This window comes from Clostridium sp. N3C (assembly GCF_900095445.1).
GTDB lineage: Bacteria > Bacillota > Clostridia > Clostridiales > Clostridiaceae > Clostridium_AU.
Genome location: NZ_FMJL01000005.1, coordinates 43,464 through 59,404, shown reverse-complemented (window position 1 = coordinate 59,404; position 15,941 = coordinate 43,464). Strand labels below are relative to the sequence as shown.

Below are 15,941 nucleotides of genomic sequence, written 5' to 3'. Positions count from 1 at the left end.
GGTAAAGATATTAAAAAGGGTGATTCAATGAACAATTTTTGGAGTGAGTTTACTCAATTGTCAAAAGAGTTAGTAGAAGTTAATAAGGTAATAAATAATAATCTTAAATCAAGAAATAAACTTATGGAAAATGCACTAAAAGATTTATTAAATTCAGGAGGAAAGTTTTTAAGACCGGCCTTTGTTCTAATAGCTCATAGCTTTGGTAATGAACAAAGTCAAGATATTTACACTATTGCAGCGGTTATGGAAATGTTTCATATGGCTACTTTAGTCCATGATGATGTAATAGATGAGTCTAAATTAAGACGAGGAAAAGAAACTATTCAACATAAATATGGAAAGAATTTCGCAGTTTACGTAGGTGATTATTTATTTTGTATTTGCTTTAATTTATTAGCAAAATGTAGTTCAGCAAAAAGCATAGAAGTAGATACTCTGTCCCTATCAAGAATTTGCTTAGGTGAAATCGAACAGTATCAAGCTAAATTCAAAAAAGAAGTAAACATTAAGGAATATCTAAGAAGGATATCCTATAAAACTGCCGAGTTAATCTCATTGAGTTTTTATGCCGGTGCTGTGGAAGGTAAATGTAATAAAAAGCTTACAAAAAAGCTACAAAATATTGGACATAACATAGGTATGGCTTTCCAAATCATCGATGATTTGTTGGATTTTAAGGGCACTGAAGCTGTTGTAGGCAAGCCGGTGTGCAATGATCTTAAACAAGGTATTTATACCCTACCCATTATCTATGCTTTGCAGGATAAAAATTATAAAATAGAAAATCTTTTATCTAAAGAAAAACTTTCTGATGAAGATATAAATAGTATTGTTAATACTTTAAAGGATGAAGGTTACTTAAGAAAAGCAGAAAAGCTTGCTCAGTCATATACAGATAAGGCTTTTAAACTTATAAATACACTACCAGAAGGTCATAATAAAGATACTTTAGTTAATGTAACCAATAAACTATTAACGAGAACCTTTTAAAAGAAAAATCTAAGGGATTATGATTTAATCATAATCCCCTTTTTAAATTTCTTATTGTCTACCTCTCATTAATAAATTTTTCATAACAGTAATTTATTATATCACTTCTTTTAATTATGCCAATAAATGTTCCATGGTCGTCCACTACAGGTACAAAATTCTGATTTACAGCTAAAGAAATCAAACTTTCTATATCTGAATTAATTGTTACAGGCTTGTTATTCATATGTCTTTTTATTTCTGAAATTTTAATTTTGTTTAAATTATTAAAAGTTAGATCTGGGTTGTTTTTTAACATCCATAAAAGGTCTCCCTCAGTAAGAGTGCCGACATATCTACCTTTTCCATCAAGTAAAGGTATTGCGGTGTAACTATGGTACTCCATTTTTTCCATAGCTTGCCTCATTGTTGAGTTAAAGTCTTCCCATACTACATCGCTTTTAGGTGTTAGAAAAAATGCAATGTTCATAAGCATTCCTTTCTTTCATTTGATTTATTTGCAACATTCATATTTATTTTATCACATTTAAGGGAGACAATAAATTAATTTATAATTAGCTAATAAAACATTAAATATAAATAGCAATTGGTAGAATTTCAAATTTAGGCCTAATATCCTTTCCAATATTAAATTTTCTAAGCTTAGGTTTATTTTTTAATAAAGGGCAAGTTTTTTTCTGAAGCAGTTCAAAATCTAAATTATCAAAAAAAGCATCATTTGAATAAAACTGTATATCTTCTTCTTTAAGATAATTTGATTCAGAACTTTCCTTATTATCTATCATGGATTGTACTACCTTACCCAATATCCTAACATTACCAGTTAGCATATAATCTTCATGGTCTAGCAAACTCCCTAATTTTAAGGGTACTATTGCCTTTAAAGAATTATTTACTCCAGTAGCAATATATCTTATACATCTTTCCTTTTGGTGGGAAGTTAAACTTTTCTTTAAATAGTTTAGTAGCTCCTCTCTTTTTATATTAGAAATATTAGTATTTTCTTCAGCAATTTCATCTACAGTAACCTCATTTTTGTTTTCATTTATTGCTCCTTCAATTTCTAGAAGATTTATAGCATTTATCATATTTTCAACATAGGGATTTCTTTTAAGTTTACAATAGAATTCAACATAATCATTAACCTGAATATTATTAGAGGAATAATTATTATCTATGAACTTTAATAAATTTTCCCTAGCTAATATGTCTTTTAGTTTTTTTAAAATTACAATGGTTGCAGATACCCTCTCCTCTGTTCTTTGTTTTATAAATTCATTCTGAATCTGAATAGTAAGATCCCCTTGCATATGTCTACCAAATAAATCGTGGGAAAATTCACTAATAGGTGTTCTTATTTGAGCATTTAATATATCCTTTGCACTAAAACTTTTTATTTCAACAAACTCTTGTATTACGATGGTAAAAAGATTGTTAAGCATATCAGTATTTAAGTATAAAGGAATTATAGCTTTATTTTCAGGCATATCTAAACCCCGTATCACTTTATATTTTCTCGTAATATATTATGAATAAAAGTAAGTAATAATGATATTTAATAAGCTTTTAAAATATTAAAAAGCATTGTATAATAAGATAAAAATCGATGAAAAAGTGGGTGACATACATGAAAGGAAGAATTCATTCTATAGAAAGTATGGGATTAGTAGATGGACCAGGTATAAGAACTGTAGTATTTTTTCAAGGTTGTAAGTTAAGATGTGCCTATTGCCATAATCCAGATACCTGGGCTATGAATGAAGGTACTGAAATAGAAGCAGATGAATTATATAAAAAAATCACACGTTTTAAACCCTACTTTGAACGTTCTGGTGGTGGAGTAACATTTTCCGGTGGAGATCCATTGATGCAGGCGGACTTCCTAATTGAAATTTTAAAACTTTGCAAAGAAAATGGAATTCATACCACAATCGATACAGCTGGTTATGGTGTTGGTAAATATGAAGAAATTTTAAAGTATACCGATTTAATCTTGTTTGATATTAAACATGTTACCTCAGAAGGATACAAAAATCTTACTGGTTTGGATGGCAGAGGGGCATATGATTTTTTAAATATTGCTCAAAAACAAAAAGTCCCTCTATGGATAAGACATGTAGTTGTACCTGACATTACAGATAGTAAAGAACATTTTGAAAAGTTGGCCTCAATTATTAATGATATAAACTATATCGAAAAAATAGAACTTCTCCCCTATCACACTTTAGGAGTAAATAAATACGAAACTATGGGAATAAAATATAGATTAAAGGATACAGAACCTATGTCAAAAGAAAAAATTAAAGAAAAAGAAAAAATCCTTTTGGAAATGTTAAGAATTGACTTAAAGGACAAACTAAAGATAACAGAATAAAACTTCTTCTATGAGGAAAGATATAAATAAAGCAATTGACTTAAATAAGGGGAGGAATTTAAATGAAAGAGGGATTAATACCAACTGCTTTAGGTACTATTGTTACAACCGCTGGAGCAATTGTTGATTATAAAGCTATGAAAGCAAAACATACGAAAAAAAATGATCTAGTAAGAATGGCTGCAGCTGGAGTTGTAGGCTTTGGATTAGCGCATATAGTTTTAGGAACTATAGATTTAATTGAACATTGTAATTTAAGAAACAAAAAAAACTGTTATAATTTATTATAACAGTTTTTTTTATAATTACTTCATAAGAGCAACTTCATCTCCATTGACTGTAGAATAATTTATCATAGTATGCTCTTCATTGTAAATATGTTTTTTAGGCTTTTCGGACCTCTTGTAGTTTTCAATAGATTTTAATTCTATAGAAACTACCTCCATGTCCACTCTTCCTAATTTAATTATATTTTTATGATAAAATCCTTGAACTAAATCAAGCACAGTACTATAGGATGGACATGAAATATAGCAACTTATGGAATCCTTAAAAATAATTTTTCCCTCATGCACTTCATACTTCTTACAGAACAATGGAGAAAAAAACAGTTTGTCCTTTTGCTTCTTTTCTTCAGTGAATGTTGGATATCGCTTCCTATTGAATTGTATAAGTTCTTTGCATAAAGCATTTAATCTTGGCCTATAGTTTATATTAATGGCCACTCTTTTCATAGGTCTTAGTTGAACTTTTAATCTAAACATATTCCCCCCTAGTAAAGTAATGACAGTTTAAATTATACCATTTTATTATATTTTTTCCAATATTTATTATCACAAATATTTATATACATTTCTACAAATATTTGTTTTATTTTTCGATCTAAATTTCAGTTACATTTTATCCTTTAGGTTTAAAAATTAAAGAAGCTACAAAAGCAAAAATTATAGCAACAGAAATACCTCCGCTTGTGATTTTAAATATACCTGTTAAAACACCAATATAACCTCTCTTTTCTGCTTCCATCATAGCGCCCTTAAGTAATGAATTTCCAAAACTACATATTGGAACTGTAGCACCTGCCCCTGCTAACTTAATTAATGGTTCATAAAGACCTAATCCACCTAATATAGCTCCTGCTACTACTAAAGTGCACGTAGTGTGCGCTGGTGTTAATTTAAACACATCCATTAGAATTTGACCTATAACACATATCCCTCCACCAACTGCAAAAGCCCAAAATAACTTTGATAAATGCATATGTTTCTCCCCTTTCATCCTATGATTGTTCTTATAATTCCATAAGTAAAACTTTTGATCTTTAATCTATTATTTCTCATTCCTTTAATTGTTATGATTTTTTATTAATTCTTCATTATTACAATTGCATACTAGCAAATAAGACTGAGATCTCCTCAGTCTATGTTTTAATTAGTTTCTAAGGATAAAAAATCACATCCTATTTTGTCAGCCTGTTCAATAGCTTCTTGTTTTGTTAATCCATTAGATATAATATTATCTTCTCTAGTATTTAATTCCACAATACTTTTAACAATGGAAGGATCGTCTTTACCGCGACTTTTCATATCTTTAATTTGATTAAAAGAATTTTGACTTACTTTCTTGATAGAACATGTATCTTCATTTTCTACTAAAATAACCGCATATTCTTTCCTCTTAGACACAAGCTCATCTCCTTTTTATAAAATATATTTCTCCTCTTAAATATTATGTGTAACATTTTCAATAATATTTCCTTTTATAAAAAGCTTGTAGATAAATAACAATGAACTTATAATCATAATAGAAGAAAATTATTTTTAAGGAAGGTGTTGTAATAACAATGGTTAATTATTTTAGCAGTTTTTTAAGATATGCTATGAAAACAGTGGTAATTTTTATTTGCATATTTACTATTTTAATTCCTTTTTACTTTATTATAGAAACCAAAAAAATAATATTTCCGATACTTACTCTTTTTTTATTAATATTAACAACTTATATTTACATTAAAGACCGATTTAATATTAAAACAACAATTTTTAATTTATTTGAAAGAAATATAACTTTTTATATTTTAGTTTTAGCTTTTGCACTTAGACTTATGTGGGTTTTGTTAGTTCCATCAAAGCCCGAATCTGATTTTGCCTTGATGTATAATACCGCAGCATCGGTAGCACAGGGACACTATCAATCCTTTCATGGCACTGCTTATTTCGCTAGATTTGCTCATGATACTATTACAGTTCTGTATTTTTCACTGTTTTACAATTTTTCTAACAGTCCATTGTTACTAATAAAGATCCTGAATATATTTTTTCAAACTTTTGCAGTTTATGCTATGTACTTATTGATAAATGAGCTATACAAAGATAAAAAGGTATCTAGATATGCTGCTTTTTTTATGGCCATCTTTCCACCTTATATAATGTATTGTTCTCAAGTTGTATCAGAAAATATGGCAGTTCATTTTTATCTTCTTAGTGTCTATTACTTTTTTAAAAGTCTTCATAGAGAAAAAAACTACTTATATCCATTACTAGCAGGACTTTTTTTGTCTGTAGGAAACTTATTTAGAATGGTTGGTATTGTATTTATAATTGCTTATTTAATGTATACTCTTTTGTATAAAGGTTTCAAGGATCTTGTCAGAACCTGTATTCCTTTAGTAATAGCATTTCTATTACCTTTATTATTTATTAGTAATATGTTGTTTCATAACAATATAACAGATACCCAATTATGGAATTCCAAAGAGCCATACCATACATCAATACTTAAAGGTACAAATATAAAATCTCTAGGCCGTTGGAATGAAGAAGATGCTGCTTTACCTGATAAATATAACTATGATACTGAATTAGTAAAAAATGAAGCTACAAAAATTATTAAAGAAAGACTAACCACTACTCCAATTTATATATTAATTCCCTTCTATATTGGAAAATTAGTATTTCAATGGGGTTTGGGAGACTTTGGTGCTTATGATTGGACTGTGCCTAATGCGGATTTAACTTTTGTATCTAGCTTTTTCAATAGTAATAAGGCCTCAGTAATAATAATATGTAATTTTATCCTACTTATCTTCCTTTGGAAAATTGTCAAGAAAACCAGTAAAAAAGAGAATATAAATAGTTTTGATTATTTCTTTATAATTCTCTTTGCAGGATATGTTTTACTATATTTGATTACAGAAATGCAAGCAAGATATGCCTTTATTATTTCATGGATTTTTATACCAATATCTCTTTCTTGTAACCTTAAAAGAAAATCTTTACAGTAGAGCGTTACTATTGATTAATCTTCATTTTAAATATATAATTCTATTGTTTTGTATTAATCAGAAAAAACTATAATTTATAGTTAGTTATTTTAGGAAAGGATTTTAATAATGTTTAAGCAATTATTTAAATTTGGTATAGTAGGAGTTATAAATACTGTTATAAACGTCATTATATATCAAATACTAACTAATATAGGTATCGATCCTAATTTATCTAATACAATAGGATATGTTGCAGGTACTGTCAATAGTTATTTTTTTAACAACTATTGGGTTTTTACGGCAAAAGATAAGAGTAAAGAAGTACTGAGTAAATTTATTGTTGTAAATTTACTTACCCTTGGATTAAGCAATATTCTGCTTGCATTCTTTATAAATAAACTTAATATAAGCAAAACATATGCTCAATTTTTTGTTATTCCTATCACTATGATATTTAATTATTTGCTTAATAAGTTTTGGACCTTTAAAAAAGGAGGAAAAAGTAAATGAAAGAGAATTTTTTATTATCAGTTGTAGTGCCAATGTATTATGAAGAAGAAGTAGCTGAAGAATGCTACAATAGACTTAAATCTGTTATGTTAGAAAATAACTTTAACCATGAACTTATATTTGTTAATGATGGAAGTACTGATAGAACTCCTGATATTTTAAAACAAATAGCGGAAAAAGATTCAAGTTCAAAGGTAGTTAACTTTTCTAGAAACTTTGGACATCAAGCGGCTGTTACTGCTGGTGTACAAGTTGCTAGGGGAGATGCCATAGTCATTATTGATGCAGACCTACAGGATCCACCAGAACTAATAGTTGATATGGTGAAACTTTGGCAAAGTGGAAATGAGGTAGTTTATGCAAAAAGAAAAAAAAGAAAAGGAGAAACATGGTTTAAGCTTATTACAGCTAAGTACTTTTATAAGTTTTTAGATGCTATGTCTGATACTAAGATACCACAAAATACTGGGGACTTTAGATTAATTGATAAAAAAGTTGCTGAAGTATTTCTTCAATTACCGGAGAGAAACAGATTTGTAAGAGGAATGATTTCATGGGTAGGCTTTAAGCAAGTAGCCATCGAATATGTTAGAGATGAAAGATTTGCTGGCGAAACCAAATATCCTTTAAAAAAGATGATTAAATTCGCCAAAGATGGAATTATAGGATTTTCCAGTAAACCGCTAAAATTAATAACTACTCTCGGTTTATTTTCTGTTTTAATATCATTTTTAATACTAATATACACTTTAATAAGCAAAATAGTTCAATCAGATATTGAACAAGGTTGGACATCTATTATGGTTGCCATCTCCTTTTTTAGCGGAGTACAATTGCTATCTTTAGGTATAGTTGGCGAATACATAGCTAGAATATATGATGAAACTAAAGGAAGGCCTCTGTATATAATAAAAGATACATACAACATTACAGAAGAAAAGAATAAAAATTATTCAGAAAAATAAATTATCCGACAAAATGTATAAATATTCATCTTCTATACTAAATACTTGTTTTATTTTGTAGATATAGTATAATATTTTTACGATGATTCGAATATATATCCAATTAATGAATTTTATTAGAGGGGTGCTAAAGTATGAAAAAGTTGAAAGTTGGAATTCTTGGGGGTACAGGTTTTGTTGGCCAGCGATTTATAACTTTACTCAACAATCATCCATACTTCCAAGTTGTAGCAATAGCTGCTAGTGAAAGATCTGCTGGCAAAACTTATGAAGAGGCCGTTAATGGTAAGTGGAAACTAGATCTTCCAATACCAGATGCCGTTAAAAATATAGTTGTAAAAAATGTTTATGACATAGATGACATAAAAAATGAAGTAGATTTTGTTTTCTGCGCTGTAGATATGAACAAAGATGAAATTAAAAAATTAGAAGAAGCATATGCTAAAGCAGAGGTTCCAGTGGTATCAAATAATTCTGCTAATCGTATGACACCAGATGTTCCCATGATTGTGCCAGAAATTAACAATGATCATTTAAAAATAATAGAAGCTCAAAAGAAGCGTTTAGGAACCAAGAGAGGTTTTATAGCTGTAAAACCAAATTGCTCTATTCAAAGTTATGTTCCTGCTTTAAATGCATTAAAAGAGTTTGGACCTAAAGAAGTTGTAGTAACAACTTATCAAGCTATATCTGGAGCAGGAAAAACCTTTAAGGATTGGCCTGAAATGGTTGATAATATTATTCCTTTTATCGGTGGAGAAGAAGAAAAAAGTGAACAGGAACCTCTAAAGGTTTGGGGCCATATCGAAAATGACCAAATAGTTCATGCTACTTTACCAAAAATCACAACTCAATGCATTAGAGTTCCAGCATCTGACGGTCACATGGCTGCAGTATTTGTAAATTTTGAAAAGAAGCCTACTAAAGAGCAAATTCTTGAATGTTGGAAAAACTATTCTGGCAGACCTCAAGAATTATCTTTACCTAGTGCGCCAAAACAATTTTTGAATTATTTTACAGAAGAAAATAGACCTCAGACAAAACTTGACCGAAACCTTGAAAATGGTATGGCAGTATCTATTGGAAGATTGAGAGAGGATTCAATTTATGACTATAAATTTGTATGCTTATCTCACAATACTATAAGAGGTGCCGCTGGTGGTGCTGTTTTAACAGCTGAATTACTTTATGCTGAGGGTTATTTAACTTCTAAAGAATAGTAACTAAGACAGTCTTATGAAAGACTGTCTTTATTTTATGCTACTTTTTAACTGCTCAAATTGTTGTTTTGATGGTGATTCCTTATTTAAAGCTACTCCATTAGCAATGGAAACCGCTGCATCTTCTTTAAAGCCAGCCTTTATCTGAGCATCTGCTAAATAGTACCAAGCCCAAGCATTATCCCTCTGAAGGGAGCAAAGATTTTTATAGTATTCTACAACTTTTGCAAAATACTTTCTATTTAAATCTTTTGCTTCTATTAATTCCTTTCCGTTCCAACGTACCAACTCTATTTTAAAACAATTTTGCTCACCTCTTTTCCAAAAAGCCATAACTACAGAACTATCTTTAGAATCCTCTAAAATATCAAGTTTACTATATGAATAAGAGAATTCTTTGTGCATTTTATTTTTGCCGTGAGAATATACCGTTAGTTCATGAATATCCATTCCAGTTCTCGTGCCTAAAACTATATCCTTTTTTCCATCACCATTTATATCGTGAAATTCTAATCTTTCAATGTTGCTTCCTTCTCCCTTTACTTTATAGGCTGTACTGCTAGTATCATCATAATTTATTACTAATAAGAAAATTGCTTTGTCTATCCCCTTTTCCTTAAAAGGTACAATAATTTCCTTGTTTCCTTTCCCATCTAATTGCTCTGTAAAATAATTTTTCTTTTTAAATAGAATTTTTTCCGCCTTTGAGGGTAAATGTTTATTTATATACTGTTCTTCTATTGAATTATCTAGGAAATTACCAGTGATATCTATTGAATTATTAAAAACTCCTAAAAAACCTAATAATAGTATTTTGGCAATATATAACTTCATTATAAATCCCTCGCTTATTTTTGCTTATCTATAGTATTCAAATTAACTTATCATTATACATTTTTATTTAGTATATAATGTATTGTAATAATATTTTATAGGTCCCAACATGTATTGTACCTTTAGTCAATTTATTGATATTATGAATTCTGTTTCTTCCAATAACGTAAAAAATGACTTAAATCATTATATTTTAAAAAACAACTTTTATGAAAAGCATTATTTTATTTACGATATCCTATACGATAAGTATTCCAACCCAATAATATTTTTATGCAATTTTAAAGATCAAGATATATCTAGCTTAAAACACTTTTATATATATGGCTTTTTTGGAAGATATCTTTCTCACAATGACTTATTGCAAATGGAATTAAGTTTAAAAATATATAACCACTACCCTTCCTTAGAAGTTATTAAAATTCATGCTGGATCAAAAAAAAGACAAGGAAGAGGATCTTCAGCTATAAAATTTTTAGAAGAAACTATAATCCCCTATTTAAATTCTCAACTAAAATCCCTTTCAAATTCTTACAAAATTAATTGCATATATGGTATAAGTGCTGATTTAGATGATGATACCAGCGGCTTAGACAGAGCAAAATTTTATTATAAAAACGGATTTAAACTTATTAATAATCACTTTTATAAATACCTCTAATATTTTCACCCAATATCTTTCTTTGATAATATTAATTTTATATGATACAATAATTCAATGATAATGATGCTGATGATATAGTAAAGTCAAAATTAGTCATAATATCCTACTTAATTACAATCAATACTCCTATAGAAGTAAATAAAAATAAGTAGCAATTATATTGACAATTATAAGAACTTTTTATAATTTATTAAAATGTTGCATCTTATTTAATTATGTAAATATTTACACAACATTGCAGAATTATTAATAAATTGATATTATATAAATATAAATTTAACATTTATTATAACTAGGGGGGTAATTATTATAGAAACTATAGTTACAGCTAAATTTGGGGGTAGTTCTCTTTCAGAGGCAGGTCAATTTGAAAAAGTAAAACATATTGTAGAATCTGATCCATCCAGACGTTACATAGTACCTTCAGCTCCAGGTAAAAGATTCTCTTCAGACTATAAAATAACTGATTTATTATATTTGTGTCATGCTCACGTTCAACAGGGAATTCCTTTTAATGATGTTTTTGATATTATTGCAGCACGTTATAAAGAAATTGTAGCTTGCTTAATCTTAAAATATCACCATTTAAAGGAATTAGATATCGATTATATTCTAGAGAATGTAAAAAAGCAAATTGCTGATGGTGCCTCTGCTGATTTCACTGCAAGCAGAGGAGAATATATTAACGGAATAATATTAGCAAAACTCTTAGGTTATGAATTTGTAGACGCTGCTGAATTGATATATTTTAATGAGGCTGGCGTATTTGATGCTGAAAAAACCAATACACTTGTTCAGGAAAAACTAGCTTCTATAGAGAGAGCGGTTATACCTGGATTTTACGGATCAATGCCTGATGGAAGCATAAAAGTATTTTCTAGGGGAGGCTCTGATGTAACTGGAGCTATAATAGCTCGTGGTACCAATTCCTCCTTATATGAAAACTGGACTGATGTTTCTGGTTTCATGATGGCAGATCCAAGAATAGTTCCTGATGCAAAACCTATCGATGTTGTAACATATCGTGAACTAAGGGAACTTTCTTATATGGGTGCTAGCGTGTTACATGAGGAAGCGGTATTCCCTGTTAGAGAAGCAGGTATACCTATAAATATAAAAAATACCAATAGACCAGAAGATAGAGGAACCCTTATTGTTGATGATAATGTTACAAATACTAAAGATTATACCATAACCGGTATAGCTGGCAAGAAAAATTTCACAGTAATAGCCATAGAAAAACATTTGATGAATAATGAATTAGGCTTTTGTAGAAAGATCCTATCTATTTTTGAACATAATGGAATTAACTTTGAATGTATGCCTTCTGGTATAGATAGCGTATCTTTAGTGGTAGAAGATAAGTGCTTCCAAAATAAGTTAGATTCTGTTTTGGAAGAAATAAAAAGACAATGTAACCCTGATTCAATAGTAGTTCACCCAAATATGGCTCTAATCGCCACTGTGGGCAAAGGAATGTCAAGAACCAAAGGAATAGCTGCTACTATCTTTTCAGCTCTTGCTAATGAACAGGTTAACATCCGAATGATTAATCAAGGTTCCTCCGAAATAAATATCATAGTCGGTGTAGAAGTTGAGGATTTCGAAAAATCTGTAAGAGCTATTTATAATGCATTTATGAAAAAATAAGCTTTCTATAAACTGTATCTTTACAGCTTGTAATAATATGTTATAATATATTTAATTGAATAGTAATAATACTATGAAGAGAAAAGTAAGCTACAGGAAATTAACAGAGATAGAATGTATTAGCTGAAAGCATTCTTTAATGGAATCTAGCTGAAAACCACCTCTGAGTGACTTTAATAGAGCCCGGTAATGCCGTTATCCTAACTAAGTGGTTTATTAATAACAAATTGGGTGGAACCGCGGGAAGATACTCTCGTCCCTTTTCTTTTGAAAAGTGACGAGTTTTTATTTTGCTAAATGCTAGATATACTAATGGAAAGGATTGGTATTAAACTATGAAAGTAACATTAAAAGATGGCAGCGTAAAAGAATTTGCTGAAGCAAAATCCGTATATGAGGTTGCTAAAGAAATCAGTGAAGGATTAGCTAGAGTTGCTTGTGCAGGTCTAGTAGATGATCAAGTAGTTGATCTAAGATATCTAATAGATAAGGATTGCACATTAAATATATTAACCTTTGATGATGAAGAAGGAAAAAAAGCTTTTAGACATACTGCATCACATATTCTAGCGCAAGCTGTTAAAAGGCTATATCCTGATACTAAATTAGCTATAGGTCCAGCTATAGATAATGGTTTCTACTATGATTTTGATAAAGAAGGTTCTTTTTCTGCTGAAGATTTGACAAAGTTAGAAGAAGAAATGAAGAAGATAGTAAAAGAAGAATTACCTATTGAAAGATTTGAATTACCTAGAGACGAAGCTATTGCTAAAATGAAAGAACTTAAAGAAGATTACAAAGTTGAACTAATTGAAGATCTACCAGAAGATGCAGTAATCTCCTTCTATAAACAAGGTGATTTTGTGGATCTTTGTGCTGGTCCTCACCTAATGAATACTAAATTTGTGAAAGCCTTTAAACTTACTCTTGTAGCTGGTGCTTATTGGAAGGGCGATGAAAATAACAAGATGCTAACAAGAATATATGGTACTGCTTTTACAAAAAAATCAGACTTAGAAGCTCATTTAGCACAATTAGAAGAAGCTAAAAAGCGTGACCATAATAAATTAGGTAGAGAACTTGGACTGTTTACTACTGTGGATGTAATTGGTCAAGGTCTTCCTCTATTAATGCCAAAGGGAGCTAGAGTAGTGCAACTTCTTCAACGTTTTGTAGAAGACGAAGAAGAAAGAAGAGGTTATCTGCTTACTAAAACTCCTCTTATGGCTAAGAGTGATTTATACAAGATTTCTGGACACTGGGATCACTACAAAGATGGAATGTTTGTATTAGGCGATGAATCTAATGATGATGAAGTAATGGCCCTAAGACCAATGACTTGCCCCTTCCAGTTTATGATATACAATGCAAGCCAAAAGAGCTACAGAGATCTGCCATTAAGATATGCCGAAACTTCCACCCTCTTTAGAAATGAAGCTTCTGGAGAAATGCATGGATTAATTAGAGTTAGACAATTTACAATTTCAGAAGGACACTTAGTGGTTACTCCAGAGCAATTGGAAGAAGAATTTAAAGGCGTAGTGGATCTTATAAACTACATGATGACTACTCTTGGTATAGAAAATGATATTACTTATAGATTTTCAAAATGGGATCCTAATAATAAGGAAAAGTATATTAATGATCCTGAAGCATGGGAAGCTGCTCAAGCAAAGATGAAGAAGATCTTAGACCACCTAGGAATTAACTATAAAGATGCCATTGGTGAAGCTGCCTTCTATGGTCCAAAGTTGGATATTCAATTTAAAAATGTACATGGAAAAGAAGATACTATCATAACTGTGCAAATAGATTTCTCTTTAGCAGAAAGATTTAACATGACTTATGTTGATAAAGACGGAGAAAAGAAAAGACCTATAATTATTCATAGAACTTCTATTGGTTGCTATGAGAGAACTCTAGCAATGCTTATAGAAAAATATGCTGGTGCCTTCCCTACTTGGCTAGCACCTGTACAGGTTAAGGTACTTCCAATATCTGAAAAGTATCATGATTATACTGAAAAAGTTGTTAAAACTTTAAAGGATAAAGGCATCAGAGTAGAAGGCGATTACAGAGCTGAAAAGATTGGTTATAAAATTAGAGAAGGTAGGATGGAAAGAGTTCCTTATCTTCTTATAGTTGGAGAAAAAGAAGCTCTGAACAATCAGGTAGCAGTTAGAAGCAGAAAGAATGGCGATGAAGGTCCTGTAGATCTTAATGATTTCGTAGAAAGAATTGTTAAAGAAATAGAAGCAAAAGAAAAATAGTCCTATAACCTACAAGCTAGTCTTTATGACTAGCTTTTTTTGTCCATTATATTCCATAATAATTAACTCTTTATTTGAAAAGAATAACATTAATGATTAAAACTTTTGGAGGTGACCATGGAATATATGAGAAGAAAAACTATTTTACTGTTTACAATTACAAGTATACTTATACTTTCACTTATTGGTTGTACAGTAAATAGAGATTATTACCTCCCTATTAAAAAGGCAAATCCTATTAGTTACAGGGATCTTTATAATTTATCTCAAAATAACTTTTCATCCATACCGGAAGTAGTTGAAAAAGTAAATGCTGCTGTGGTAGGTGTAGCTACTAGGAGTATAATAGAGGATGATTTTAATGATGGCGATGTAGTTGAAGAAGGTATCGGTTCAGGCTTTATAATTAACGATGAAGGATATATATTAACTAATCATCATGTAATTGCTGATGCTAGTAGTGTAAAAGTTATATTTAGTAATAACACTGAAGCAGAAGCACAAATAGTAAATTTCGATGAAAATCAGGATTTAGCAGTGCTTAAAATAATTGATGGATCAAAGGTTCCTGCCATAGTTGAATTAGGAGATTCAGATACACTTAAGGTTGGTGAGACAGTTATCGCTATTGGTAATCCCTTAGGAAAAGAGTTTATCGGTACAGTAACTTCTGGAATAATCAGTGCTGTTAATAGAAATATAGTAATAGATGATAGAGTTCTATCCTTTATTCAGACCGATGCAGCAATAAATCCTGGGAACAGTGGTGGTCCCCTATTGAACAGCTCAGGACAGGTTATTGGCATTAACACTGCTAAAATTGGCGCTACAGGTATTGAAGGTATAGGTTTTTCTATTCCAATTAACATTGTAAAAGGAAGATTAAGCGCTATGGCTTCTCCTATACCTGAGCTAGGCATGGTTGCTATGAAAGTTACTCCGGAAATGACTAAGTATGAAAAGGTTCCAACAGGAGTCTTTGTTAATAAAGTCACTAAAAATGGCTGTTGTTGTACTGCTGGTTTAAAATGTGGAGATATTATTGTAAAGTTCGACGGTGTAAAAGTTAATTCCGCTGATGAAATTAATGCTATTAAAGAAAAGCATAAAGCCGGTGATACTGTAGAAGTAGTTATTTATAGAAATGGATTTTATAGAACTAAAAAATTGACACTATAAAATAAAGCAGGAAGAAA

At 30.1% G+C, this 15,941-nt stretch carries 17 protein-coding genes and 1 other annotated feature; of the genes, 11 read left to right on the top strand and 6 right to left on the bottom strand.

The features are described from left to right. Positions 1-27 precede the first annotated feature (27 nt). The gene (locus N3C_RS03410) at positions 28-993 is read left to right on the top strand and encodes a polyprenyl synthetase family protein (protein WP_074364674.1); all 966 of its coding nucleotides are present in this window, start codon (positions 28-30) and stop codon (positions 991-993) included. A gap of 58 nt (positions 994-1,051) precedes the next feature. On the opposite strand, the gene N3C_RS03405 is transcribed toward N3C_RS03410, so the two are convergent. Further along, positions 1,052-1,462, bottom strand: a complete 411-nt coding sequence (locus N3C_RS03405; RefSeq protein WP_074364673.1) for a CBS domain-containing protein — start codon at positions 1,460-1,462, stop codon at positions 1,052-1,054. 100 nt (positions 1,463-1,562) lie between these two features. Further along, positions 1,563-2,480 carry a DUF6414 family protein gene (locus tag N3C_RS03400; RefSeq protein ID WP_074364672.1) on the bottom strand — a complete coding sequence of 306 codons (918 nt, stop codon included), beginning with the start codon at positions 2,478-2,480 and terminating at the stop codon, positions 1,563-1,565. 140 nt (positions 2,481-2,620) lie between these two features. Here N3C_RS03400 and pflA point away from each other — a divergent pair, with 140 nt between their 5' ends. Continuing rightward, positions 2,621-3,367, top strand: a complete 747-nt coding sequence (pflA, locus tag N3C_RS03395) for a pyruvate formate-lyase-activating protein (protein WP_074364671.1) — start codon at positions 2,621-2,623, stop codon at positions 3,365-3,367. Positions 3,368-3,429: 62 nt separating this feature from the next. Beyond that, a complete protein-coding gene (locus N3C_RS03390; protein WP_074364670.1) occupies positions 3,430-3,657 on the top strand; it encodes a hypothetical protein in 228 nt (75 codons plus the stop codon). 15 nt (positions 3,658-3,672) lie between these two features. On the opposite strand, the gene N3C_RS03385 is transcribed toward N3C_RS03390, so the two are convergent. The 3 genes from N3C_RS03385 to N3C_RS03375 all read right to left on the bottom strand — a co-directional run bounded on the left by N3C_RS03385 (position 3,673) and on the right by N3C_RS03375 (position 5,052). Further along, the gene (locus N3C_RS03385) at positions 3,673-4,131 is read right to left on the bottom strand and encodes a hypothetical protein (protein WP_074364669.1); all 459 of its coding nucleotides are present in this window, start codon (positions 4,129-4,131) and stop codon (positions 3,673-3,675) included. A gap of 136 nt (positions 4,132-4,267) precedes the next feature. Further along, the gene (gene spoVAE, locus N3C_RS03380) at positions 4,268-4,627 is read right to left on the bottom strand and encodes a stage V sporulation protein AE (protein WP_074364668.1); all 360 of its coding nucleotides are present in this window, start codon (positions 4,625-4,627) and stop codon (positions 4,268-4,270) included. 167 nt (positions 4,628-4,794) lie between these two features. Next, the gene (locus tag N3C_RS03375; RefSeq protein WP_074364667.1) at positions 4,795-5,052 is read right to left on the bottom strand and encodes a hypothetical protein; all 258 of its coding nucleotides are present in this window, start codon (positions 5,050-5,052) and stop codon (positions 4,795-4,797) included. Between the two features lie 419 nt (positions 5,053-5,471). On the opposite strand from N3C_RS03375, the gene N3C_RS03370 reads away from it, so the two are divergent. The 4 genes from N3C_RS03370 (at position 5,472) to asd (ending at position 9,327) form a co-directional block, all read left to right on the top strand. After that, positions 5,472-6,650, top strand: a complete 1,179-nt coding sequence (locus N3C_RS03370; RefSeq protein WP_178377756.1) for a glycosyltransferase family 39 protein — start codon at positions 5,472-5,474, stop codon at positions 6,648-6,650. Between the two features lie 108 nt (positions 6,651-6,758). Next, positions 6,759-7,142, top strand: a complete 384-nt coding sequence (locus N3C_RS03365; RefSeq protein WP_074364665.1) for a GtrA family protein — start codon at positions 6,759-6,761, stop codon at positions 7,140-7,142. Continuing rightward, complete coding sequence (locus N3C_RS03360; protein WP_074364664.1) at positions 7,139-8,107, top strand: glycosyltransferase family 2 protein; 969 nt, start codon at positions 7,139-7,141, stop codon at positions 8,105-8,107. Before N3C_RS03365 ends, N3C_RS03360 begins: the two co-directional genes overlap by 4 nt. Before the next feature lie 134 nt (positions 8,108-8,241). After that, positions 8,242-9,327 carry an aspartate-semialdehyde dehydrogenase gene (gene asd / locus N3C_RS03355; RefSeq protein ID WP_074364663.1) on the top strand — a complete coding sequence of 362 codons (1,086 nt, stop codon included), beginning with the start codon at positions 8,242-8,244 and terminating at the stop codon, positions 9,325-9,327. A 30-nt stretch (positions 9,328-9,357) separates the two neighbouring features. Here asd and N3C_RS03350 read toward each other — a convergent pair whose 3' ends face one another. Beyond that, positions 9,358-10,161, bottom strand: coding sequence for a tetratricopeptide repeat protein (locus N3C_RS03350; RefSeq protein ID WP_074364662.1), 804 nt, complete (start codon positions 10,159-10,161; stop codon positions 9,358-9,360). Between the two features lie 109 nt (positions 10,162-10,270). Between N3C_RS03350 and N3C_RS03345 the strand changes: the two genes are divergently transcribed. The 4 genes from N3C_RS03345 (at position 10,271) to N3C_RS03330 (ending at position 15,924) form a co-directional block, all read left to right on the top strand. Beyond that, a complete protein-coding gene (locus N3C_RS03345; protein WP_074364661.1) occupies positions 10,271-10,822 on the top strand; it encodes a hypothetical protein in 552 nt (183 codons plus the stop codon). A gap of 312 nt (positions 10,823-11,134) precedes the next feature. Beyond that, a complete protein-coding gene (locus N3C_RS03340; RefSeq protein WP_074364660.1) occupies positions 11,135-12,475 on the top strand; it encodes an aspartate kinase in 1,341 nt (446 codons plus the stop codon). A gap of 64 nt (positions 12,476-12,539) precedes the next feature. Then, positions 12,540-12,739 (top strand) — a binding site (T-box leader). 71 nt (positions 12,740-12,810) lie between these two features. Further along, entirely contained in the window at positions 12,811-14,745 is a 1,935-nt protein-coding gene (thrS, locus tag N3C_RS03335) for a threonine--tRNA ligase (protein WP_074364659.1), read from the top strand. A gap of 117 nt (positions 14,746-14,862) precedes the next feature. Then, on the top strand, positions 14,863-15,924 hold the full coding sequence (locus N3C_RS03330; protein WP_074364658.1) for a S1C family serine protease: 1,062 nt from the start codon (positions 14,863-14,865) through the stop codon (positions 15,922-15,924). Positions 15,925-15,941: the final 17 nt, after the last annotated feature.

What these genes read in the sequence shown, in the direction of transcription:
- N3C_RS03370 (WP_178377756.1), top strand. Translation starts at nt 5,472, where the DNA reads ATGTGGGTTTTGTTAGTTCCATCAAAGCCCGAATCTGATTTTGCCTTG.
- N3C_RS03365 (WP_074364665.1), top strand. Translation starts at nt 6,759, where the DNA reads ATGTTTAAGCAATTATTTAAATTTGGTATAGTAGGAGTTATAAATACT.
- pflA (WP_074364671.1), top strand. Translation starts at nt 2,621, where the DNA reads ATGAAAGGAAGAATTCATTCTATAGAAAGTATGGGATTAGTAGATGGA.
- spoVAE (WP_074364668.1), bottom strand. Translation starts at nt 4,627, where the DNA reads ATGCATTTATCAAAGTTATTTTGGGCTTTTGCAGTTGGTGGAGGGATA.
- N3C_RS03390 (WP_074364670.1), top strand. Translation starts at nt 3,430, where the DNA reads ATGAAAGAGGGATTAATACCAACTGCTTTAGGTACTATTGTTACAACC.
- N3C_RS03360 (WP_074364664.1), top strand. Translation starts at nt 7,139, where the DNA reads ATGAAAGAGAATTTTTTATTATCAGTTGTAGTGCCAATGTATTATGAA.
- N3C_RS03345 (WP_074364661.1), top strand. Translation starts at nt 10,271, where the DNA reads ATGTATTGTACCTTTAGTCAATTTATTGATATTATGAATTCTGTTTCT.
- asd (WP_074364663.1), top strand. Translation starts at nt 8,242, where the DNA reads ATGAAAAAGTTGAAAGTTGGAATTCTTGGGGGTACAGGTTTTGTTGGC.
- N3C_RS03410 (WP_074364674.1), top strand. Translation starts at nt 28, where the DNA reads ATGAACAATTTTTGGAGTGAGTTTACTCAATTGTCAAAAGAGTTAGTA.
- N3C_RS03350 (WP_074364662.1), bottom strand. Translation starts at nt 10,161, where the DNA reads ATGAAGTTATATATTGCCAAAATACTATTATTAGGTTTTTTAGGAGTT.
- N3C_RS03405 (WP_074364673.1), bottom strand. Translation starts at nt 1,462, where the DNA reads ATGAACATTGCATTTTTTCTAACACCTAAAAGCGATGTAGTATGGGAA.
- thrS (WP_074364659.1), top strand. Translation starts at nt 12,811, where the DNA reads ATGAAAGTAACATTAAAAGATGGCAGCGTAAAAGAATTTGCTGAAGCA.
- N3C_RS03330 (WP_074364658.1), top strand. Translation starts at nt 14,863, where the DNA reads ATGGAATATATGAGAAGAAAAACTATTTTACTGTTTACAATTACAAGT.
- N3C_RS03400 (WP_074364672.1), bottom strand. Translation starts at nt 2,480, where the DNA reads ATGCCTGAAAATAAAGCTATAATTCCTTTATACTTAAATACTGATATG.
- N3C_RS03385 (WP_074364669.1), bottom strand. Translation starts at nt 4,131, where the DNA reads ATGTTTAGATTAAAAGTTCAACTAAGACCTATGAAAAGAGTGGCCATT.